We start from the raw sequence: 21,532 nt of genomic DNA, 5'->3' as shown, positions 1-21,532 counted from the left end.
GGCGTCACTTCCCGGCCTTGCGATCGAGCCGCATCAGCATCAGCCGCGCGGCAGCGAGCACGAAGAACGTAAGGATGAATAGCAACAGGCCAAGCAGGATCAGCGACGATTGATGCAAGCCGTCGCTTTCGGCGAACTCGCTGGCGATCGCCGCCGAAATGGTCGTGCCCGGCGCGAAGATCGACGAGGAGATGCGGAAAGAGTTGCCGATGATGAACGTGACCGCCATCGTCTCGCCCAGCGCCCGCCCGAGCGCCAGCATCACGCCACCGATGACGCCGACGCGCGTGTAGGGAATGACGACGCTGCGCACGACTTCCCAGGTGGTGCAACCGACACCATAGGCAGCCTCCTTCAGCACCGGAGGAACGGTGTCGAACACGTCGCGCGAGACCGCGGTAATGAACGGCAGCACCATGATCGCGAGTATGAGCGAGGCATTGAAAAGACTGAGATACGACGGAGGCCCGGCGAAGATATCGCCCAGCACAGGCACGCCTTCGAACAAACCGATCATCAGCGGCTGGAAGGTGTTGGCCAGGAACGGGCCCAGCACGAAGAAGCCCCACATGCCGTAGATGATCGAGGGAATGCCGGCGAGCAGTTCGATTGCAATGCCGATCGGGCGGCGGAGCCATTGCGGGCAAAGCTCGGTAAGAAAGATCGCAATGCCAAGACCGACCGGCACCGCGATCAGCATCGCGATAAACGACGTCACCAGAGTCCCGTAAATGGGACCCAGCGCGCCAAGTACGGGCTCGGGCTGCGCCGAAGGCGCCCAGCGCTGCGTCCACAGGAACTCGAAGCCGAAGGTCTTCATCGCCGGCCAGGCGCCGACGATCAGTGAAAGGATGATCCCGCCGAGAATGCCAAGCACCGAAAGTGCGGCGATGCGGGTCGTCCAATAAAACAGGTTATCGCTGAGCTTGAAGGCGCTGAGTGCACGAGCACGGTCAAATGGCCCGGACGCTTCCAACGACCCTCCTTGAACCACGATCTCTGCCACGCGATCTCCCACCCTTACATTCCCAAACTCGGCCGGCAACGGCCTGTTGCCTCGGGTATGCGTCGGAGGAGAGGACGGCCTCTCCTCCGACAACTCCTGATCCGGAGCGGATCAGCTCTTGATGTCCGCGCTCCAGGTCTTCTTGATCAGATCGACCACCGAAGTCGGCATCGGGATGTAGTCGAGCTCTTCGGCCGCCTTGTCGCCCTTTTCGAACGCCCAGGTGAAGAACTTGATCGCTTCGGCCGCGGCCGCTTTGTCTGTCGGCTGCTTATGCATCAGGATGAAGGTCGCCGCCGTAATCGGCCACGACTGGTCGCCCGGCTGGTCCGTGAGGATCACATGATAACCTGGCGCCTTCGCCCATTCGGCATTCGCGGCAGCGGCCTGGAACGACGCCATGGTCGGCTTGACGGTCTTTCCGGCCTTGTTGACCAGGGCGGTGTACGTCAGCTTGTTCTGCTTCGCATAAGCATATTCGACATAGCCGATCGCGTTCTTCGTCTGGCCAACGTTGCCCGCTACGCCCTCGTTACCCTTGGCGCCAACGCCGACCGGCCACTCGACCGCCGTACCAAAGCCGACTTTTGATTTCCAATCTGCGCTCGCCTTCGACAGGTAGTCGGTGAAGTTGAAGGTCGTGCCCGAACCGTCCGAGCGACGAACGACAGTGATGGCGCTCGACGGCAGCGTGACCGAAGGATTGAGCTTCTTGATCGCGGCGTCGTCCCACTTGGTGATCTTGCCGAGATAGATGTCGGCGAGCGTCTCGCCGGTGAGGACGAGCTCACCTGCCTTCACACCCTCGACGTTCACGACCGGAACGATCGCGCCCATCACCTGCGGCCATTGCACCAGACCGTCCTTCTCGAGCTGCTCAGCCTTCAGCGGGGCGTCGGTCGCACCGAATGTCACGGTCTTAGCCTGGATCTGCTTGATGCCAGCGCCGGAACCGATCGACTGATAGTTCAAGCCGTTACCGGTCTCCTTCTTGTAGGCATCAGCCCATTTCGAATAGATCGGGAACGGAAAGGTGGCACCGGCGCCGGTAATGTCGGCGGCGTGCGCACTGAGCGCTGTCGCGGCGAGGACGCCGGCAGCGAGGGTGGCTTTGAGGAATTTCACTGGCTCTCTCCATCATTGAAGCGCGCCGCCGCCCTCAGCGGTAGAACGCGCCGGCCGGGCGCCGAGTTGCCCACGATCAGGTTGCCCTAAGATCCTGAGTGTCCGATGCCGCCGACGGTTCCGGCGCCTTAAGAGGCCGTTAACGTCCGGTGGCGAGCCTCGTCTAGATCGCGCCCGTCATGGATTTATGAGAGTTTGATGACAGTCGGATGACAGCATTAAGTGATTGAAAAACAACAAGATTAGATTTTCTGGGGCGATGCCGCCCTGGGGAGAATGGCGGTGAATGTCGCCCCCTTCTCGAGCACGCTTTCAATCAGCAGACGACCGCGATGGCGATTGAGAATGTGCTTCACCAACGACAGTCCGAGACCGGTGCCGCCCTGCGCCCGGCTGTCGCCGACGTCGACCCGATAGAAGCGCTCAGTCAGGCGGGGCAGATGCTCCGGAGCGATGCCAGGACCATAGTCTCGCACCGTCACGCGCACCTCATTGAGGCTTTCCGACGCCGGCACCTCTGTCAGCGCCACATCAACCTTGCCGCCCGACGCGCCGTATTTCAGGCCGTTCTCGATCAGGTTCTCGAACAGCCGGAGCAATTCATCACGGTCACCGGGCACGATGACCGGCCCCTCCGGAATATCGACGGCGATAGCAACGCCGCGTTCACGCGCGAGCGGCTCGAGTCCATCCACCACCTGGTTCAGCAGCGGTATCAGATCGACTGGTTCGCTCGGGCGTACATGCGCACTGAGTTCGATCCGTGACAGCGACAGAAGGTCATCGATCAGGCGCGCCATCCGCGTCGCCTGAGCGCGCATGATGCCGAGAAACCGCTCGCGCGCGGCGGCATCCTCCTTTGCAGGCCCCTGCAGAGTGTCGATGAAGCCGGACAGCGCCGCCAGCGGCGTACGCAACTCATGGCTGGCATTGGCGACGAAATCGGCGCGCATTTCCTCGACCCGCCGCAACGGGGTCTGATCGTGAAACGTCATCAGCATGCACGTATCGGAACCGCCGAAGTGGGTCGGAACGGGGATCGGCGTGACTACAAGCTCCATCCATCGCTCGATCGGCGCGTGATCGACGTAGTTCGTCCGTTGCGGCTTGTTGATCGCAAGCGCCTGCCGCAGCGTCGCAACGATTTCCGGTGAGCGCAGCGCCGACTGCGCAAGCTCGCCGCGCCGAAGCGCAGGCGCGAGTTCCGCCGCTGCAGGATTGAAGTGCAGCACGCGGCCGGCACGATCGAGCAGGACCGAAGGATCCGGCAGTCCCGTCACGAGTGAGCGGACAACCGCCGCATCCACCGGATCGGCGCGCGGTTCGGCCTCGCGGGAATGGGCACCTTCGTGCAGCTGCCATGGAACGAGCGCCGCCGCGGCGATGCAGACAAAGGCGAAGATCCCGCGCGCCAGACTGAGATCCGTCAGAACGACGAGACCGCCCAGCACGAGCGCCGTGACGAGCAAAATGATTGCCGAGCGCTTGATGCGATCGGACCATGGCGCCGAAAGAGCAGAAGCATTCGCAGCCACGTTCGCCTCCGGCAAGACCGCACAAGACAGCAAGCAAATGGTGCCGCGTCAGGCGCGGCGTTCCTCCCGCATCACTGACCGCGTCTCGTCGGCCTCGTCAAGGCTTCCCGCGATGACATCGGTTGCCGCCGGCAGCACGTGTGACGTCTCTGCGACGGGAGCGATCGGAGGAGCGCGGCGTTGGAGCAGGATTTCCCGCACAGCCAGGATCATCAACGAGAGCACGAACGGCGTGATGTAATAAAGGACGCGGAAAAGCAGCATGCCCGCCAGCAGTTCCTCCTTGTCGAACTGCCACAGGCCGACCAGCATCGCCGCATCGAATACGCCTAACCCACCGGGCGAGTGACTGGCGAAGCCGAGCAGCGTCGCCGAGACGAAAATCACCGCGACTGTCACAAAATCGATATACGGCGTGTCGGGCACGAGCATGTACATGGCGAGCGCGCAGAAGCCGAGATCGACAATGCCGATGGCGATTTGCAGCAGCGTCAGCGGCCCACCCGGCAGTGTCACGGTCCACTGGCCGCGACCGACAACACGCGGCCGCACCCAGACCCAGGCGACATAGGCCGCAAGCACAACAAGAATGATGAAGGCCACGATCTGATTGAGCCAGACCGGCAGACGATCGATCTGGGAGGCAGCCTCCGGGTGATAGCTGATGCCGAGTCCCAGCACCGCTGCGTTGCCGAGCCAGAAGGTCAAACCGGCGACGAAGCAGATCTTGGCGACGTCGACCGCATTCAAGCCCCACGCGGAATAGACGCGATAGCGCACCGCGCCGCCGGTGAGCGCACTCGCACCGACGTTGTGGCCGATCGAATAGCTGGTGAAGCCAGCCAACGCCGCAGTCCGGTACGGCACATCACGCCGGCCGATCGTTCGCAGCGCGAATAGATCGTAGAATGTCAGTGTGAAGTAAGCGGCAGCGACGAACACCGTTGCAAGCACGATCGACCGCGCGGACTTGCCTTTGATCGCCGCGATGAGGTCGTCGAAGTCCAGATCGCGCAGCATGTCGTAGAGGACATAGCAGGCGATCGCGATGACCGTCAGGCTCAGCACGAGGCCGAGCTTGTGAAGCAGCTGCCTCCCGCGAAGAAGAGCGACCGTCTTGCGGATCGATCCCAGCATCGGCAATTCAGAACTCTGCGTGCCGGACATGCTCGGCCATTCCAACCTGCTCTTCCGTGTTCGAGCGTTAGTGCGCTGGATTTGACGTTCGTATCTGCATTGCCGCGAGTCTTGCGTACGAGCCTCAATCAAAAAGCGCAATTCACTTCAGTAAAGTTGCCAGTGTCCTCTTGGTTCTCACCGTCGCAGACGAGGTTGCCGCAATGTGATCGGTCGGCGCCGGAACACTAGCCGTTTGCGGTTCCTAGCAGAATGCTCAAATCTCCGCGAGCGTGGCAACGAGCCGCTGCCGGCGGAATACGGACAACTTGACACCGCCAAAGTCAGCTTTTCCAGCGCAAGCGCCTGCCGCCCGGCGGACACGATCAAGCCCCGCACATCGAAGCGTCGCACCGCGGCGTAAAGGTAGCCCGCTAACACTTGTCGGTGCCTTCAAGTTTCGGGTCTTTGAAGCCGGTGCGCTTTGAAGCTGAAGTTCGTGCCCGAGATTTCATCGGTCGAACTCGCCCGGATGATACCTCATGACGCCGAGCGATGATCTGCGACCACAAGCTCGCGCAACCAGGCGCCAATGGCACAACCGATAATATAGGCGGCGAACATCAGAAGCCCAAGGTCGAGCCAGTAACCGAACCGGCCGGGGACAATGCGCGCGAAGGCGCTGGCGGCTGCCAGCAAAAGAACCGCGGCGGCCCATTGCAGTCCGCGTCTGGACAGGCCGCCGCTGCGGTGCACGACGCCCACCCAGCCCATCAGGAGGCCGACGACGCCAGCCGCCGCGAGCCAGGCCCAGTGAAACTCTGCGAGAAACAGCATCGCTACCTCACCCTGAATTCGATGCGACGGTTCTGCGCCTTGCCCTCGGCGGTGTCGTTGGAGGCGACCGGCTGGGTCTGGCCGTAGCCGACCGCGTGCAGCCGATCGGCAGGCAATCCCGCACGCAGCATGTAATCAAGCACGGCCTGCGCTCGTCGCTCCGACAGGCGCATGTTTGTGGCCTCGTCGCCGTCGGAGTCGGTGTGACCGACGATCTCCAGGTTGGAGGTCGGACAGCGCAGCGCAATCTCCACCAGCCGGTCCATCAGGCCGCGCGAGTCATTGTCGATGTCGGCCTGTCCGGACACGAAGCGGATATGTCCGTGCCCCAAAAGTTCGGTGAACAGCTGTTCGCACACCGTGCCGTCAACCGCGCTTGCCGGCGGTCGGGTGGAGACCTCCGCTTCGGCGTGCCAGCCTTTCGGCAACTCGCCCGGAAGACCAGTGCGGATCTCGTCGGCGGCGACGTCGTAGAGGGCGTCGCCGGAGAGCTTGACCTTGCGATCCGACATCGTCAGCGATCCGGTCGACAGGCGCGACAGCGCACCGAGCGCGGCCGTAGCGGCATCGACAAAACCGGCCGGCGCACCGACGCTCGCCTTGAGATTGTCGACGATCTTCTCGTTCAGGAATTTCCGCTTGGCCGCTTCGATCAGGGCCACATGGGCGGCATTGTCCGGCACATAGCCACCCAGCGTCAGCGTCGCTGCGACTGGATCCTTGTTGACCTGGAAGATATAGGGCGGCGCCGCGACCGCGTTCTCGGCCACCGCATAGCCTTCCGGCAAGTTGCGAAGCGCGGCGGCGATTGCCTCGCGTCCGCCAAGCTCACGGGCGATACCGCTCAGCCGGACCGAGGTGTCCGACAAGGCGACCTTGCCGTCGCGCAGCCGGCCGAGTTGCTCGAGCAGCAACAACGCCGTTGCCTCAAAGCGCGGAGGCACGCCGCGCGCAAATGCCATCTGGTCTGCCACCTCGATGCCGCCGGCAATGCCGCGCGAAGCCTCGAGCAGCCGCGCCCGAACTGCCGGCAGCGGCACGTTGCCGGACAGCGTCAGGCGCGAAACATTACGCTCGGCAGCCCAGGTGAACGGCTTCGCCTCATCGACGATGCGGGTCTGGTCGTGCACCAACCGGACGCCGGGAACGGCTTCGGCGATGGCGATCGAGCTGCGCCGGCCATCCTCCGAAAACGCATCGGCACCGACCGTCAGGTCACGGCCCGCGGCTTCGATCCTGGTTTTGTCGAGGATGGTTTCGCGCAGCGAAAGCGCCGTTCGTCCGGCGAGGTTGGCCTCGAACGGAACGGTGCTGAACCATGCTGCCAGACCCCAAAGGATCGCCAAAGGTATTAAGCCGGGCCACCATTTGCGAACAACTCTCAGCAATGTGCGCATGAAGATCCTTAAACGGTCCTTTTTGACACAAAACAAACCCGCCGGAGGGTGTCAAATTGCAAATGAAAGGTTACTGCCGACGTCCCGATTTAGGGCAATAACTAACCGTTCCTTCAGCGCTTTCTGGCATTTTGGAGGTATTGGCGACCCGGTATTCTGCCGATCGCAGTCAACCCCTTTCAGGATGTAGTCAACCCCTCCAAGATCATGAGCCAGCTCCGCAGCAATATTGTCCGCGCCGGGCTCGAAGCACTTTATTTCAGCGGGGCGCACCACCTGCTGCGCCCCTTGCTGGCCGGCGTCGGCACGATCTTCATGCTGCACCGGGTGCGGCCGGTGCGGAAGGACGCGTTCCAACCGAACAGCCACCTGGAGATCACGCCCGATTTCCTGCGTGCTGTGCTTGCGCATGTACGCGAGCTGGACGTCGACATCGTCACGCTCGACGAGATGCACCGGCGGATGCGAGAGCGGAACTTCGCACGCCGCTTCGCCTGCTTCACCTTCGACGACGGCTATCGCGACAACCGCGATTTTGCACTGCCGGTGATGCGCGACTTCAGCGCGCCGTTCACAATCTATGTCCCCAGCGACTTCGCGTCGGGAACCGGCAAGCTCTGGTGGGTGGCGCTGGAACGGCTGATCGCCAAAGTCGACTTTCTTGATGTGCCGATGCACGGCGCGCAGATGCGCTTCGATTGCCGCGACACGGCCGCAAAGCGCGAGGCGTTTGTGACCGTGCATGACTGGTTGCGCGCACTGCCGGCCGACACCGACGTCAACCGCACCGTCTCTGATCTTTGCCGCCGCCACGGCCTGGATGACGGTCCGATCGCCCGTGAACTCTGCATGTCGTGGCAGGAATTGCAGACGTTCGCCGTCGATCCGCTGGTCACCATCGGCGGGCATACGCTGAGCCACTGCAATCTGGCCAAATGCACGTCGGACCTTGCCGAGCGCGAGATCGCCGCAAACCGCGCTGATATCGAAGCAAAGCTCGATCGGCCGGTCGCCCATTTCGCCTACCCTTATGGCGACAAGGCCGCAGCAGGCACCCGCGACTTCGCGATCGTGCGCAAGCTCGGCTTTCGTACGGCGGTGACAACCCGGCCCGGCATGCTGTTTCCCGAAAATGCGGAGCACATGACGGCGCTGCCGCGGCTGTCGCTGAACGGCAACTACCAGGACGAACGCCTGTTGAAGGTGTTGACGTCAGGCGCCCCGACAGCGGTATGGAACGGCTTCCGCCGCATCGACGCCGCGTGAACCTACGCGGCCTTCGCCGTGTAACGCGTTCCTTTGGCGGGCGGATCGTTCGGAGGTCCCGCAAAGCACTGCGCAATCGCCATCCAACGCTGCGCCGCCTCGCCTCTTACGGCGAGCTTCGTGTCTCCGATGTTGCGCGTCTGCGCGACCACCTGACAGAATTCCACCGCGTCGCCTTCGACCGAGGTGCCGCTCGCGGGATCGTTCCATTCCCAAATTGCGCCGGACGGTCCCGTGACACGCACATACGGAACGTCCGCGGGCACCGGCAACTTGCGGTTTGTGAAGGTCCAGCCGAACGTCTTCACGCCGATGACGGCGATGTTCTTCAACCGATCGTGGAAGAGGCGGTCCTTACCCATCACGTCATAGATTTCCTGGCCGTGCGCCCAGGTCTCCATCTGCCGCGCGGTAGTGAACATCCGCACGCCCATGCCCGGACCGGCCCAGTTCAGGCGCGCGGACGGATCTTTTGCACCGAGCAGTTCGCACAGCCGTTCCACCTGATCCCACCACCGCGTCAGCAGCGCCTCGCCGTGCAGGTCCGGGAAGCGCCGGCGAGATTCCTCGATCATCGACAGCCCGCCCTTGCGCGCCTCCGCGATCTGCGCGCGAAGAGCCTCGTATTCGGCGGCATCACGCACCGAGGCCGCGGCGGAGATGTCGCTGCAATGCAAGTGCAGCACCACGTCGTTGACGGTCCAATCCTTGAACAAGGTCCGGCGCTGCCAGTCCGGCGCCTCCAGCGTCTCGAGCAGCCCGCGCAGCTCGTTGGCCTCGTCGTGGAAATCGTTGATTTCTTGCAGCAATGTGATGCTCCAGGGGCGGTGGCGCGTAGTGAGTAACCAGCGCTGTTAGTATCCTACTCACTCTTCGGCTATTCACAGATCGACCACCACGTAGTCGTCCTCGACGGAGACCGCGAGCGTCTCGGCGACGTAGGGCCCCTTCACCACGCGCGCGCCCGGCTCGACGTTGACGTCGTAGGCACGGACGCGAAACTTCTTCGGATCGCAGTACGACTGCCCGGTGCGGATGTCGAACTCCCAGCCGTGCCACGGGCACCGCAGGATCTCACCGCGGCGGGTGTACCTGATGTCACCGGGGGTCTCCGCTTCGGCGAGCCCGATCAGCGGCCCCTCGCACAGCGAGGCGCCCTGATGCGGGCACCGATTCAACAGGCCGAAGAACTCGCCCTTGATATTGAAGATTGCGATCGGACGTTCGTCGATCGTCAGAAACTTCCGCGAACCCGGTGGCAGTTCGTCCACCGGGGCAACAACGTGACGCGTCATGCGGCGATCCCGAACACCTGGCGCGCATTGCCAAGGAAGAAGGCGTCGCGGTTCTCCTTGGAGACGCCGGCGGGAAGCACGCGGGACGGTTCGTCAAAATCCCAGTGCGGATAGTCGGTGGCGAACATCAAACGATCCCAGCCGATCCACTCGATCACGTCGAGCAGATGCTGGCGTTCATCCGGCTCTTCCATCGGCTGGGTCGACCACCACACATGCTCGCGGATGTACTCGGAAGGCTTCTTCTTCAGATGCGGCAGCTCGCTGCGCAGCCGGTCGAAATGCTTGTCCAGCCGCCACGCAAGCGACGGCGCCCAGCCGAAGCCGGCCTCGATCGAGATCACCTTCAGCCGGGGGAAGCGCTCGAAGACGCCTTCCAGCACCAGGCTCGCGAGCGCCGACTGCTGGCACTGCGAATGGCCGACCATCTCCTCGATGTAATAGCTCGGCCAACCGCCCGGCGTGATCGGGTGGCCGCTGTTGCCGAAGGCGTGAATGCCGATCGGCAATCCGGCCTCTTCCGCGGCCTGATAGATCGGCCAGTAGCGGCGCTGACCTAGCGGCTCGGTGTTGCGGCTCATCAACAGCACTTGCGCAAAGTTCTTGTCGCCGGCGCGCGCTCGAATTTCCCGCGCCGAGGCTTCACCATCCTCGTTGGCGACAACCACGGATGCACGCAGACGGCTGTCCTGGCCGGACCACTCAGCGACCTGCCAGTCATTGGTCGCCCGTGCCAGGGCCGCGCCGAGGTCGAGGTTGCGAAAACCCTGCAGACTGAGCGGGCACATGATGCCGAGCGCGACATTGTTCGGATCAAGATGCTGCTGCTGCATGAACTTCAGCGACGAACCCTGCACGCCTCCTTCCGGCGGAACCGCATCGCGGCGCGAAGCGTTCGGCTGGCCCTTCGGATAAAGCGGGCCAACGACCATGCCCTGGTACACAAGCGCGCCATAGGCATCGAGGTGGTCGCGCCAGCGCTTCTCCAGATATGGATAAAGGCCCTTCGGGTCCTTACGCGTCGGGTGGATGTCACAGTCGGCGATGGCCTGCTTGACGACCGCCTCGGTGCCCTTCTGCTCGCCGGGTCGAAACTGCATGTTCATGGCGGTCTCCTTCAGCAGGAATTCAAGCGTTCAGGCGCGGATAGGTCGCAAGCGGGTTGTCGATCATGATCTTGCGCACCAAGTCCGAAGAAATCCCTTCCGGCAGCACCCTTTCGCCGTCGAATTGCCAATGCGGATAATCTGTCGAGAATAGAAGCAATTCGTCGGACTGCATATGGTCAATAACGCGCTCCAGCATCGCGGGGTCCGGCGGGGCGTCGATCGGCTGCAGCGAAAAACGGACGTTGCTCCGCACAATTTCCTGCGGCGCCCGGTCCACCCAGGGCGTTTCCATGCGCACGCCGCGCCAGAACTTCTGCAGTCGCCAAAGATAGGTCGGAAGCCAGGTGAAGCCGGACTCGAGCATCACCACCTTCAGGTTCGGATACTTCGCGAACACCCCCTCGACGATCAGGCTGGTCAACTGGGTTTGAAACGCTTGGGCTTGGCCGACGTAATCCTCGGTGTGATAGGAACCCCAGCCGACGGCGAGCGGGGCATTGTGGTAGTTGCTGCCTGCGTGCACACCGAGCGCAAGCCCGTGCCGCTCGCAGGCTTCGTAGATCGGCCAATAGACGCGTCGGCCGAGCGGGTTGTCGTTGGACACCAGCATCAGCACCTGCACGAACCGCCTGTCCGCCGCGCAACGCTCGATTTCGACGACGGCCTTCTCGGTGCTTTGCACCGGGATCACGATCGAACCGCGCAGGCGCGCATCCTTGTCCAACCATTCCTTTGCCAGCCAGTCGTTCAGCGCGGAACAGAACGCCGTCGCCATGTCCTCAGAGAACACCATCTGCACGCCATAGAGCGGGTTGCAGATGCCGAACCTGGTGCCATAGGGATCGAGCGCATGCCTGGTCAGCTCGGCGACCACGGAGCCGGCCTTGCCCGCCTTCGGCCGCCAGTCGGGCCGCGCCGTGATCGGCGAATTGAGCGGATAGGAGGCCGACACCAGATCAACCATGCCGCGATTGGTGACCTGGTCGCTCCAATAGTCGCTAAGATAGGGAAGCAGGTTGTGGATGCCGGGCAGCGCGGGATGCAGATCGCAGTCGATGCCGTCTGGAATGACCGAGGCCATGACCTGAAGCGCCCTCCGATGAGCCCGCAACTCTGAGGCTATCATTTTGTTCTGGAAGGAACCTTAGCTTTGCCGAACCGCGCCCGCAATCGAGCGTGGCTGCACGGGACTCATGCGCTCATTGCACGCAATGCCGTCCAAATCGGACTTGCGAGAAAATCTTCGGTTCCCCATGTCACACGGCCGGAGTTCGCTCGTCTTGGATGCATACGGCCCCGAGGCCGGTCCATCTAGGAGTTTGACATGAAACCGAGACTTGACCCGCACAAGGCGGCTCCAGGTGTGTTGAAGGCAATGCTGGACCTGCAGAACCGCGTCGACAATTCCGGGCTCGAACACAGCCTGCAGGAATTGGTGAAGACCCGTGCGTCGCAAATCAATGGCTGTGCGTTCTGCCTGCATATGCATACGCGCGATGCGCGCGCAGCCGGCGAAATCGAAGAGCGCCTCTACCTGCTCAACGCCTGGCGCGAATCGCCGCTCTACACCGAGCGCGAACGGGCGGCGCTCGCCTGGACAGAAGCGCTGACGCGGCTTTCTGAAACCGCCGACGTACCGGATGATGTCTATCAAGCGCTGAAAGCCAGCTTCACCGAGGAGGAAATGGTGGAATTGACGCTGCTCGTCAACGTGATCAACGCCTGGAACAGGGTTAACGTCGCTTTTCGCGCTGTTCATCCGATGAAGGCAAAGAATGCAGCGGCCTGACGACGCCGCCGCGACGTTTGCGCCCCTGCGCCCGCGACTGACCCGCATCGCTTATCGCATGCTGGGCTCGGTCGCGGAGGCGGAGGACATCGTGCAGGACGCCTACCTGCGCTGGCATGGCGCGGACCGCAGCGCCGTCACCGATGCGTCGGCGTTTCTGTCGAAGACGGTAACGCGGCTCTGTCTCGACCACCTGAAATCTGCACGCGTCAAGCGCGAAACGTATATCGGCCCGTGGGTGCCTGAACCGATGATCGAGCCGAACGACGACGACCAGGCCGACGACATCACGCTGACGCTGATGATGGCGCTGGAGCGCCTGTCACCGCTGGAGCGCGCTGCTTTCCTGCTGCACGATGTATTCGGCCAGAACTTCGACGTCGTCGCGCAAGCGATCGACCGCGATGCCGCAGCCTGCCGCCAACTCGCTAGCCGCGCCCGCGAGCATGTGCGCTCGGCAAAGCCGCGCTTTCCCGTCTCGCCATCGCAGGGCGCCGACATAGCCAAGGCGTTCTTCGATGCATCACGCACAGGCGAAGTCGGGACGTTGCAGGCCCTGCTGGCAAAGGATGTGGTTCTCTACTCGGACGGCGGCGGCAAGCGGATCGCCGCGCTCCATCCGATCCACGGCGACCTCAACGTCGCGCGCTTCGTCGCTGGCGTCACACAAAAGGGATTTGGGGTACCGGGGTTCACGTGTCGCGCCGAAACCGTCGACGGCCTGCCCGGCCTCGTCATGGCCGAGAACGGCGAAGTCCAGCAGACCATGGCGTTCGAGATCGACGACGGACAGATCACGGCGATCTACGTGGTACGCAATCCGGACAAGCTGAAGCATGTAAGCGCAGGACCGGCCACGCCCTCGCTGCATTAGGGCTGAAGCGTGATGAAATCAGATTAGGTTAGGTCGTAACCACACTCTCGGTGTGTCCTCGCGAAAGCGAGGACACATATTGCAGAGCGTCAGAGATCAATCGCTGTCGGATCCCTGCGTTTCGCAGGGATGACGCCGAGTATTTTGTGGTCTCGGCATTCAACCTACACTCATCATGCTTTAGGCGTAGCCATAGGCGAGCGAAGCGACGCCGTTCTTCGAACGGCTACGGCGAGCGAAGCGACCCCGGGGGCCTGCGGAGAGTCAGCCCCCGCATCGCGCTTCGCTTATGCGGACTGCAGGTCAAAGGCTGCGGCGACGGCCGGATCAGTCACACCTTGCGCTCATGCCGCCGTCGAGCACGATCTCCGTGCCGGTCACCCAGCGCGATTCATCAGAGGCGAGATAGAGGGCGGCGTTGGCGGTGTCGCGGCCGTCGCCCATGAAGCCGAGCGGAATCCGCGCCTGACGCTGCGCCAGGAGCTTCTCCACGTCGCCGCCGGCGCGGGTCTTCGCCAGCCGCACCTCGACCATCGGCGTGTGCAGCTGACCGGGCACGATCGTGTTCACGCGGATGTTCTTCGGCGCATATTGCACGGCGACGACCTTCGAGAACTGGATCACGCCGGCCTTCGACGCGGCATAGGCGACCTGTGCGGCACCCGTCCAGCGGATGCCGGAAGCGGACGCGGTGTTGATGATCGAGCCGCCGCCCTGCGCCTCCATCACCGGAATGACATGCTTGCAGGTGAGGAAGATGCTCTTCAGGTTGAGGTCGATCTGTGCATCCCAGGCTTCCTCGGCCATCTCCACCGGACCGCCCGGCGCCGAGCCGCCGACATTGTTCACCAGCGCGTCGATACGGCCGAACCTCTCCTTGCAGGCCTGCACCATTGCCGCGACGGACGCTTGCTGCGTCACGTCGCACAGGTGCGTGGCGATCTCGCCGCCGGCCTCCCTCACCCGCGCGACGGTCTCTTCCATGGGCGCCATGTCGCGGTCGACAGCGAAGACCTTGGCGCCTTCCTGCGCGAACAGTACGCAGGCAGCGCGGCCGTTGCCCCAGCCCGGCCCGACGCATCCCGCGCCGACGATCAGCGCGGTCTTTCCCTGCAGACGTCCGGCCATCTACTTTGCTCCCGCGGGCGCGTGAGCATCGATCCACGATCTGGCCTTGGCCGCAACGAGCGCGGGCGTCTGCACATGCATGAAGTGACCGCTGTCGATCTCCTCGAACCCTGCGTCCTTCGCCTTGTCCGCCAGCACCTTGATGATCGCTGGCGTCCGCAGCGGATCATGCGTGCCGGCGAGAAACTGCACCGGCACCCTGAGCTCACCCAGGCGATCCTCAAGATGCGCATTGATCAGCGCATAGTTGCAATAGGCCCAGCCGCGCGGATCGGACCTGAGCATCGTGTCGCGGAAGCGCTCGAACCTGGCTTTGTCGTGGCGCACGACCTCAGGATAGGATTTCAACAGTGCGGCGTCGGTAACGACCGCCATGCCCTTCTCCATGGCGAGCTTGGTGCGGTCGAACATCTCCTGCTTACGCGCCGGATCGGTGACGCCGAGCGCAGCCGCCAGCAGCGTGAGCGACGCGACCTCGTCCGGGTATTTCAGCGCGAACGTCACCGCGATCATCGCACCGGCTGCCGCGCCGACGAAGTGATACGGCGGCTTGAGGCCGGTCGCCTTCAACAGCTCCAACAGGTCGGCGAGATGACCGTTTTCGACGGAATACTCGGCCGGCGGCACTTCGGACTGACCCGCACCGCGCAGGTCGTAGCGCAGGACGCGAAAGTCCTTCTCGAAGGCTGGGACGACGCCGTCCCAGCTGTCCATACTGCCGCCGAGTTCGTGCAACAGCACGAGGCTTGGTCCCGTCGTTCCATCGACGGTGTAACGGAGCTTGACCGCTCCCTGATGCCAGCTTGCCATTCGTTGAACGCCTATAGCTCGAGCTTCACGCCGGATGCGCGGATCACCTCGCCCCACTTCTTAGTTTCGTCGTCGATCATCTTCGCAAACGCCTCCGGCGTCGAGCCCTCGGCGTCGACTCCTTGCACGGCGAGCTTGTCGATCACGTCCTTCGACTTCGCGGCCTCATTGGCGGCACGATTGAGCTTGGCAATGATATCCTTCGGTGTACCGGCCGGCGCGATCAACCCGTACCAGTTGTCGGCGAGAACGTCCGGCAGCCCCTGCTCGGCAAACGTCTTCAGGTCAGGCAGCGCCGGCGACCGCTTGGTGGAGCCGATGCCGAGCGCCTTGAATGTGCCGGCTTTCACATGCGGCAGCAGCACCGGAATGTCGGCGAACATCCACTGCACTTGGCTGCCCAGCAGATCGTTCACGGCAGGCGCCGCGCCGCGATAGGGCACATGCTGCGACTTCACCCCGGATTTCAGCTTGAACAGCTCGGCCGCAAGGTGCGGCATGCTGCCCGCGCCCGTGGATGCGAAGTTGATGTCCTGGGCCTTGCTGAGCGCCAAGAGCTCCGCGACCGTCGAGGCCTTCACGTTCGGCGCAACGACCAGGATTTCGGGCACCCGCACGACCAGGCCGATCGGCGCCAGATCCTTCTGGACATTGTAGGGCATGCTGGTTTGCGCGCTTGGATTGATCGCCAGCGCGCCAGGACTTGAAATGCCGATGGTGTAGCCGTTCGGCTCCGCCTTGGCGACCGCGTCGACACCGGTGATGCCGCCCGCACCGCCACGGTTGTCGATAATGACCGGTTGACCGAGGAGCTCCTGCATGCGCTGGGCATACACGCGCGCGATGGTGTCGGCAGGCCCCCCGGCCGGGAACGGTACGATCAGCTTGATCGGGCGCGTGGGATAGTCCTGGGCGAAACCCATCGCCGGCAGCAGCACTGCGGCGAGACAGAGCCACGCAAGGCGTGACAACTTCAACATTGCAAAAATCTCCCTATGGCCATTCGAAGAATGGCGTCGTTTCGCTCGCCTATGGAAACCGGTCGCTTGTGAAAAACCGGTCGTTGCAGCGCCGGCGATTGGCGCTTCCATTTTCGGCTACCGGGCATGCCGTTGACAAAAACCTTTGTGCAATGGCTTCCTATGCCGGAACGGCATAGGACCACAGAATGGACTTCCGGGAAATCCGCTATTTCGCCCAGGTCGCCACTGCGGGAAGCTTCAGCCTCGCAGCCAAGGAACTGCGCGTTGCCCAGCCGGCGCTGAGCCGGCAGATCCGCAAGCTCGAACAGGAACTCGGGGTCGACCTCCTGGTGCGACACGGACGCGGCGTCCGGCTCACCGGCGCCGGCTCGGTTCTGCTCGAACGTGCCGAGCAGATGATCCACCTGTTGCGCAACACCGGCGACGAAGTCAGGGCCAATGCGAACGCGATCTCCGGGCACGTATCGCTTGGTCTGCCGCCCGCGGCGGGCCTGCTGCTGGCGTCGCCGATCGTGCGCACATTCCAGCGTGACTGGCCGCTGGTGGCGCTGCATGTCCGCGACGGCATCAGCAACCTGCTGCAGGAGTGGCTCCTAGACGGCCGCGTCGACGTCGCGGTGCTCTACAATCCGCCGGCGATGGATGCGCTGGAAAGCGAAGTCATCATGCACGAGCACATGGTGGTCGTCGAACCGCCCGACCATCCGGGCCGGCCGCGGCGCGGCAAGCCTCAGATCGGCACCTGCCGCATTCGCGACCTCGCCGACATGCCGCTGATCATGCCCGGCCTGCCGCACAACAACCGCCGCATCGCCGAGCAGGCGGCGATCCAGCACGGCGTCCGCCTGCGGGTGCGCCTGGAAGTCGACAGCGTGACGCTGGCGAAGGCGATGGTGAAGAACGGCCTCGGCTGCACGATCCTCGCCTACGCGGCGGTGCACGAGGAAGTCACGCGCGGCGAACTGAAGGTGCGCGTGATCGAGCGGCCGGCGCTGGTCTCAACCGTGGCGGTGGCGATGCTGCGCGAGCGCCGCGCGCACCGGCTGCCGAACGAGCTGCGCCGGACAGTGGTGGCGGAGGTGAACAAGCTCGTCACCGACGGCGTCTGGCGGCGGTTTGCGACGCAGTAAGCGTCATTGCGAGGCATAGCCGCTCGAAGAACGGCTTCGCTTCGCTCGCAATGACGCCGATTGTTCACTCACTTCGCCGCGGCGCGCGCACGCATCGCAGCCGAAACGTCCTTGCCGAGAGCCAGCCCTTCTTCAAACGACAGCTCGGTCATCCGGTAGAACATGTTCTTGGTTGCCGCGAGTTGTGCCGCATCGTTTTCGGTCCAGGCCTTTGCGATCTCGATCGCCGTCGGCAGCACCGCCTCCGGCGCCACCACGCGATTGGCCAGCCCGAGACGCAGCACGTCGTCGGCGCTGAAATTGGCGCCGAGGCTGACCATTTCGAAAGCCGCCTTCGGGCCGACTTGCTTGAGCAGGCTGGTCAGCACGCCGGTCGGCGTCAGGTGATGCTTCAGCTCCGGGTAGCCGAACTTCAAATTGGTGCCGACCACGACCATGTCGCAGCAGATAGCGAAGGCGGCGCCGCCGCCGATCGCCGCGCCATGCACGGCTGCGACCACAGGCTTCGACAGGCTCCGCAGCATCACCTGAATACCCGACATCAGACTCGAGCGCAGCGCGTTGCGCTTGAGTTGGTCCGGCGTCGCCTCGCCGCGGAACTCGCTCAGGTCCGCACCGGCCGAAAACCCGCGGCCCTCGCCGGTCAGCACCAGCGCGCGCACTGCATCGTCCTGATCCGCCGAGGCAAGCGCATCGCGCAACGCCACGAGCAGCGCAGTGTTCAACGCATTCAGCTTGTCCGGCCGGTTCATGGTGAGGACGCGCACCGCGCCGTGGTTATCGGTACGCAGCACCTCACTGCTCGTCATATTGTCCTCGGCCATATCGTCCCTCTGTCTTTCAGCACCGTTCGCGGTGCCACTTCCCGGCACATGATCGCAAAGCATCGGGCGGGCCACACCTCTTGCAGGCGCATTGCAGACATTCGGGCCCAAAACGCCCTTGCGGGCGGGCCGCATAAGGCAGAAAAACGTCAGCAAGAACAAGCAGAAGATGCTGCGACACGGACGAGAAACGCTTGAAGGACGGACGCCTGGACCGCAAACGCCTGGATCGCAGACGCTTGCAAGCCGACGACGCGCGATGACACCTGCGGCGGTCTACGCGCAGCCCAACCTGCTCCGGTTCATCTGCACGCGGATGCTGATCGTCATGGCGATGCAGGTGCAGGCCGTCGCGCTCGGCTGGTTCGTCTACGCACAGACCGGCAGCGCGCTGAGCCTCGGCCTGATCGGTCTTGCCCAGTTCCTGCCCTCGATCCCGCTGCTGGCGATCGCCGGCTATGCCGCCGATCATTACGATCGCCGCAAGGTGGTGATGGCCTCGCAGTCCGTGCAGGCGATCGGCGCGCTCGGCCTCTATGCCTGCGTGCACCTGATGCCGGCGCAGATGCTGCCGATCTATCTGATGGCAATGCTGATTGCCGGCGCGCGGTCGTTCTCGCTGCCGGCGACCGCGTCGCTGCTGCCGAACATCGTGACGCGCGAACAATTCCCGCAAGCGGTCGCGTTCTCATCGTCGTCGATGCAGTTCGCCGCGATGGTCGGACCGGCCATCGGCGGCTTCCTTTATGCGGGCATCGGCGAAGATATTTTCCTGGCGCTGGTGGCGCTGCCCGTCTGTGCTGCAGTGCTGATCTTTACTGTGAAGGCGCCGCCCGCCGTCGAGGCGGCCGATCACGGCTCCGCCTGGAAGAAGGCGGTTGCCGGCTTCAGCTATGTGCGGCACCATCAGCTGATCCTCGGCGCGATGTCGCTGGATCTGTTCGCCGTGCTGCTCGGCGGCGTCACCGCGCTGTTGCCGATCTTCGCCCAGGACATCTTGCATGTCGGCCCCGGTGAACTCGGCATCCTGCGCAGTGGGCCGACATTCGGCGCGCTGCTGGTCGGCATCGCGCTGATGTGGCTGCCGGTCAATCGCCGCGCCGGCGGAACCATGCTCTGGTCGGTGGTCGTCTTCGGCATCGCGACGATCGTATTCGGCCTTTCGACCGACTTTCTCGTTTCGCTCGCGGCCCTGATCGTGATCGGCGGATCGGACATGGTGAGCCTCGTCATCCGCCAGACCATGATCCAGATGGCCACGCCGGACGCGATGCGCGGCCGCGTCAGTGCAGTCAACTCGGTGTTCGTCGGCGCATCGAACCAGCTCGGCAGTTTCGAGGCGGGTGTCATGGCGAGCCTGCTCGGCGCTGCCGCCGCAGCGGTCGTCGGCGGCTTCGGAACGCTGCTCGTGGTGGCCGCGATCGCGTTCTATTTTCCGGACTTGAGGAAGGCCGACCGGCTGCACGGCGGTGAAAAGCCAAGCGTCCCCATCAATGAAAACGAAATTGCGTCGATCTCCGGCGAAGCCGAGCCGATGGCGGCAACCGAGCAGCGCCCCGAGGAAGGCGAACGAAACTCAAGAGATGAAGTGCGCGCATGCGTATCTGCGCCAGAGGCAGGCCGTTCCGCTGGACCTAAGGCTTTGCCTCAGTGAATAATTCCACTAACAAGACACGACCAACATTGAACAGCATCAGGGGGAGACTGCTTAGATGCCCGAACCGCAACGCGCGCGTCCGAAAGCGACGCCAGAGACCCAGCACTTCTGGGACGGCACACAGGCGGGCGAACTGCGCCTGCAGCGCTGCAACAAGTGCTCGAAGGCCTATTTCCCACCGCGCCCGTTCTGCCCCGAATGCGGCAACCGCGAGGTGACCGTTTTCAAGGCAAGCGGCAAGGGCTTCCTTTACAGCTACGTCATCCATCACCGTCCGGTGCCCGGCTTCACGCCGCCCTACTCGATCGCCGTGGTCGAGCTCGAAGAGGGGCCGCGCATGATGACCAACATCGTCGACTGCCCGCAGACGCCGGAAGCGCTGCAGCTCGACATGAAGGTCCAGGTCAAATTCGAGAAGCTTGACGACAAGATCACGCTTCCCCTGTTCGTTCCCGCGAAAGGCTGACCACATGCGCAGAAACCAGGTGGCCGTCGTTGGCGCGGCCGAAACGACCAAGCTCGGCGTCATCCCCGACATGTCGCAGATCCAGTTGCACGCCGATGCGGCGCTCAACGCCATCGCCGACGCAGGCCTGACGATCAAGGACATCGACGGCTTTGCGACTGCCGTCGAGCAGCCGCAGCAGGTCTGTCATTATCTTGGCATCAAGCCGACCTGGGTGGACAACACCTCCGTCGGCGGCTGCTCGTTCATGCTCCATGTCCGCCATGCGGCTGCCGCGATCGAGGCCGGCCTCTGCAAGACCGTGCTCATTACCCATGCCGAGAGCGGCAAATCGAACATCGGCCGCCCGCCGCGCGCAGTGGGCGCCGACAGCCTCAACGGTCAGTTCGAGATGCCGTTCGGCGTAGCGGGCCCGCCCAGCATGTTCACCATTCCTGTGCTGCGCTTCCTGAAGACGCACGGCATCACGCAGGAACAGATGGCGATGGTGTCTGTGGTGCAGCGCGAATGGGCCGCAAAGAACCCGCGGGCGACCATGAAGGACCCGCTCACCGTCGACGACGTGCTCAACTCGCGCATGATCGCCTATCCGTTCCGCATCCTGGAGTGCTGCCTCGTCACCGACGGCGGCGGCGCGCTGATCCTGACCAGCGCCGACCGCGCCAAGGACTTCCCGCAGAAGCCGGTCTACATCCTCGGTACCGGCGAGAGCGTGGAGACGCCGATGGTCAGCCAGATGGAGACCTTCAACTCCTCGCGTGCGTTCAAGGTGGCCGGCCCGCTCGCCTTTCAGGAGGCAGGCATCGCCCATAAGGATGTCGATCACCTGATGATCTACGACGCATTTGCTCACCTGCCGCTGTATGGGCTGGGCGATCTCGGCTTCATGCCGCACGAGGAAACGGGCAAGTTCATCGCCGACGGCAACACGCGTCCCGGTGGCAAGCTGCCATTGAACACCAACGGCGGCGGGCTCTCGTACATGCACTCGGGCATGTACGGCATGTACGCGCTGCAGGAGAGCGTGCGGCAGATGCGCGGCATTGCGCCGGCGCAAGTGCCGAATGCGAAGATCTCGGTGTGTCACGGCGTCGGCGGCATGTTCGCCGCATCGGGCACAGTCATCTTCACCAACCAGCGTTGACGGTCGGAAAAAAGGGGAAGCGCATCGCTTCCCCTTTTGTC

General features: G+C 63.5%; 21 protein-coding genes. 7 read left to right on the top strand and 14 right to left on the bottom strand.

Features of this window, described 5'->3' with window-relative positions; translation table 11 throughout:
• Window positions 1-4 precede the first annotated feature (4 nt).
• The 6 genes from pstC to RCO31_RS21485 form a co-directional block, all read right to left on the bottom strand.
• Window positions 5-997 carry a phosphate ABC transporter permease subunit PstC gene (gene pstC / locus RCO31_RS21510; RefSeq protein ID WP_374991521.1) on the bottom strand — a complete coding sequence of 331 codons (993 nt, stop codon included), beginning with the start codon at window positions 995-997 and terminating at the stop codon, window positions 5-7.
• Window positions 998-1,117: 120 nt separating this feature from the next.
• A complete protein-coding gene (pstS, locus tag RCO31_RS21505; protein WP_308970550.1) occupies window positions 1,118-2,131 on the bottom strand; it encodes a phosphate ABC transporter substrate-binding protein PstS in 1,014 nt (337 codons plus the stop codon).
• A 242-nt stretch (window positions 2,132-2,373) separates the two neighbouring features.
• Window positions 2,374-3,666 carry an ATP-binding protein gene (locus RCO31_RS21500; protein ID WP_308970549.1) on the bottom strand — a complete coding sequence of 431 codons (1,293 nt, stop codon included), beginning with the start codon at window positions 3,664-3,666 and terminating at the stop codon, window positions 2,374-2,376.
• A gap of 48 nt (window positions 3,667-3,714) precedes the next feature.
• On the bottom strand, window positions 3,715-4,803 hold the full coding sequence (locus RCO31_RS21495; protein ID WP_308970653.1) for a lysylphosphatidylglycerol synthase domain-containing protein: 1,089 nt from the start codon (window positions 4,801-4,803) through the stop codon (window positions 3,715-3,717).
• Between the two features lie 519 nt (window positions 4,804-5,322).
• Window positions 5,323-5,619 carry a hypothetical protein gene (locus tag RCO31_RS21490; protein ID WP_308970548.1) on the bottom strand — a complete coding sequence of 99 codons (297 nt, stop codon included), beginning with the start codon at window positions 5,617-5,619 and terminating at the stop codon, window positions 5,323-5,325.
• A gap of 2 nt (window positions 5,620-5,621) precedes the next feature.
• The gene (locus RCO31_RS21485) at window positions 5,622-7,016 is read right to left on the bottom strand and encodes an OmpA family protein (protein WP_308970547.1); all 1,395 of its coding nucleotides are present in this window, start codon (window positions 7,014-7,016) and stop codon (window positions 5,622-5,624) included.
• Between the two features lie 207 nt (window positions 7,017-7,223).
• Between RCO31_RS21485 and RCO31_RS21480 the strand changes: the two genes are divergently transcribed.
• Window positions 7,224-8,282: a polysaccharide deacetylase family protein gene (locus RCO31_RS21480; protein WP_308970546.1), complete on the top strand. Its 1,059-nt coding sequence runs from the start codon at window positions 7,224-7,226 to the stop codon at window positions 8,280-8,282.
• Between the two features lie 2 nt (window positions 8,283-8,284).
• Here the strand turns inward: RCO31_RS21480 and RCO31_RS21475 are convergent, their stop codons facing one another.
• The 4 genes from RCO31_RS21475 to RCO31_RS21460 all read right to left on the bottom strand — a co-directional run bounded on the left by RCO31_RS21475 (window position 8,285) and on the right by RCO31_RS21460 (window position 11,767).
• Complete coding sequence (locus tag RCO31_RS21475; protein WP_308970545.1) at window positions 8,285-9,091, bottom strand: TIGR03084 family metal-binding protein; 807 nt, start codon at window positions 9,089-9,091, stop codon at window positions 8,285-8,287.
• Window positions 9,092-9,163: 72 nt separating this feature from the next.
• The gene (locus RCO31_RS21470) at window positions 9,164-9,577 is read right to left on the bottom strand and encodes a Rieske (2Fe-2S) protein (RefSeq protein ID WP_308970544.1); all 414 of its coding nucleotides are present in this window, start codon (window positions 9,575-9,577) and stop codon (window positions 9,164-9,166) included.
• Complete coding sequence (locus RCO31_RS21465) at window positions 9,574-10,683, bottom strand: amidohydrolase family protein (RefSeq protein ID WP_308970543.1); 1,110 nt, start codon at window positions 10,681-10,683, stop codon at window positions 9,574-9,576. The genes RCO31_RS21470 and RCO31_RS21465 overlap by 4 nt, the downstream gene beginning before the upstream one ends.
• Before the next feature lie 22 nt (window positions 10,684-10,705).
• On the bottom strand, window positions 10,706-11,767 hold the full coding sequence (locus tag RCO31_RS21460; protein ID WP_308970542.1) for an amidohydrolase family protein: 1,062 nt from the start codon (window positions 11,765-11,767) through the stop codon (window positions 10,706-10,708).
• A 243-nt stretch (window positions 11,768-12,010) separates the two neighbouring features.
• Between RCO31_RS21460 and RCO31_RS21455 the strand changes: the two genes are divergently transcribed.
• The gene (locus tag RCO31_RS21455) at window positions 12,011-12,475 is read left to right on the top strand and encodes a carboxymuconolactone decarboxylase family protein (protein ID WP_308970541.1); all 465 of its coding nucleotides are present in this window, start codon (window positions 12,011-12,013) and stop codon (window positions 12,473-12,475) included.
• Entirely contained in the window at window positions 12,462-13,349 is an 888-nt protein-coding gene (locus RCO31_RS21450) for a sigma-70 family RNA polymerase sigma factor (protein ID WP_308970539.1), read from the top strand. The genes RCO31_RS21455 and RCO31_RS21450 overlap by 14 nt, the downstream gene beginning before the upstream one ends.
• A 327-nt stretch (window positions 13,350-13,676) precedes the next feature.
• Here the strand turns inward: RCO31_RS21450 and RCO31_RS21445 are convergent, their stop codons facing one another.
• From RCO31_RS21445 to RCO31_RS21435, 3 genes are read right to left on the bottom strand one after another with little or no spacing between them, the layout of a single operon-like run.
• Complete coding sequence (locus tag RCO31_RS21445) at window positions 13,677-14,477, bottom strand: SDR family NAD(P)-dependent oxidoreductase (RefSeq protein ID WP_308970537.1); 801 nt, start codon at window positions 14,475-14,477, stop codon at window positions 13,677-13,679.
• Entirely contained in the window at window positions 14,478-15,287 is an 810-nt protein-coding gene (locus RCO31_RS21440; protein WP_308970536.1) for an alpha/beta hydrolase, read from the bottom strand.
• Window positions 15,288-15,298: 11 nt separating this feature from the next.
• A complete protein-coding gene (locus RCO31_RS21435; protein ID WP_308970534.1) occupies window positions 15,299-16,267 on the bottom strand; it encodes a tripartite tricarboxylate transporter substrate binding protein in 969 nt (322 codons plus the stop codon).
• A 188-nt stretch (window positions 16,268-16,455) separates the two neighbouring features.
• Here RCO31_RS21435 and RCO31_RS21430 point away from each other — a divergent pair, with 188 nt between their 5' ends.
• A complete protein-coding gene (locus RCO31_RS21430) occupies window positions 16,456-17,400 on the top strand; it encodes a LysR family transcriptional regulator (protein WP_308970532.1) in 945 nt (314 codons plus the stop codon).
• Window positions 17,401-17,468: 68 nt separating this feature from the next.
• Here the strand turns inward: RCO31_RS21430 and RCO31_RS21425 are convergent, their stop codons facing one another.
• A complete protein-coding gene (locus RCO31_RS21425; RefSeq protein WP_308970531.1) occupies window positions 17,469-18,224 on the bottom strand; it encodes an enoyl-CoA hydratase/isomerase family protein in 756 nt (251 codons plus the stop codon).
• A 259-nt stretch (window positions 18,225-18,483) separates the two neighbouring features.
• Between RCO31_RS21425 and RCO31_RS21420 the strand changes: the two genes are divergently transcribed.
• From RCO31_RS21420 to RCO31_RS21410, 3 genes are read left to right on the top strand one after another with little or no spacing between them, the layout of a single operon-like run.
• Entirely contained in the window at window positions 18,484-19,878 is a 1,395-nt protein-coding gene (locus RCO31_RS21420; RefSeq protein ID WP_308970530.1) for an MFS transporter, read from the top strand.
• A 58-nt stretch (window positions 19,879-19,936) separates the two neighbouring features.
• Complete coding sequence (locus tag RCO31_RS21415) at window positions 19,937-20,347, top strand: Zn-ribbon domain-containing OB-fold protein (protein WP_308970528.1); 411 nt, start codon at window positions 19,937-19,939, stop codon at window positions 20,345-20,347.
• A gap of 4 nt (window positions 20,348-20,351) precedes the next feature.
• Window positions 20,352-21,491 (top strand): thiolase, encoded by a 1,140-nt coding sequence (locus RCO31_RS21410; protein WP_308970526.1) that lies wholly within the window; start codon window positions 20,352-20,354, stop codon window positions 21,489-21,491.
• The last annotated feature ends 41 nt before the right edge of the window (window positions 21,492-21,532 follow it).

The organism is Bradyrhizobium sp. LHD-71 (assembly GCF_031157255.1).
Classification (GTDB): domain Bacteria; phylum Pseudomonadota; class Alphaproteobacteria; order Rhizobiales; family Xanthobacteraceae; genus P52-10.
The sequence above is the reverse complement of the archived record's forward strand: the minus strand, read 5'-3'. Positions and strand labels throughout refer to the sequence as shown.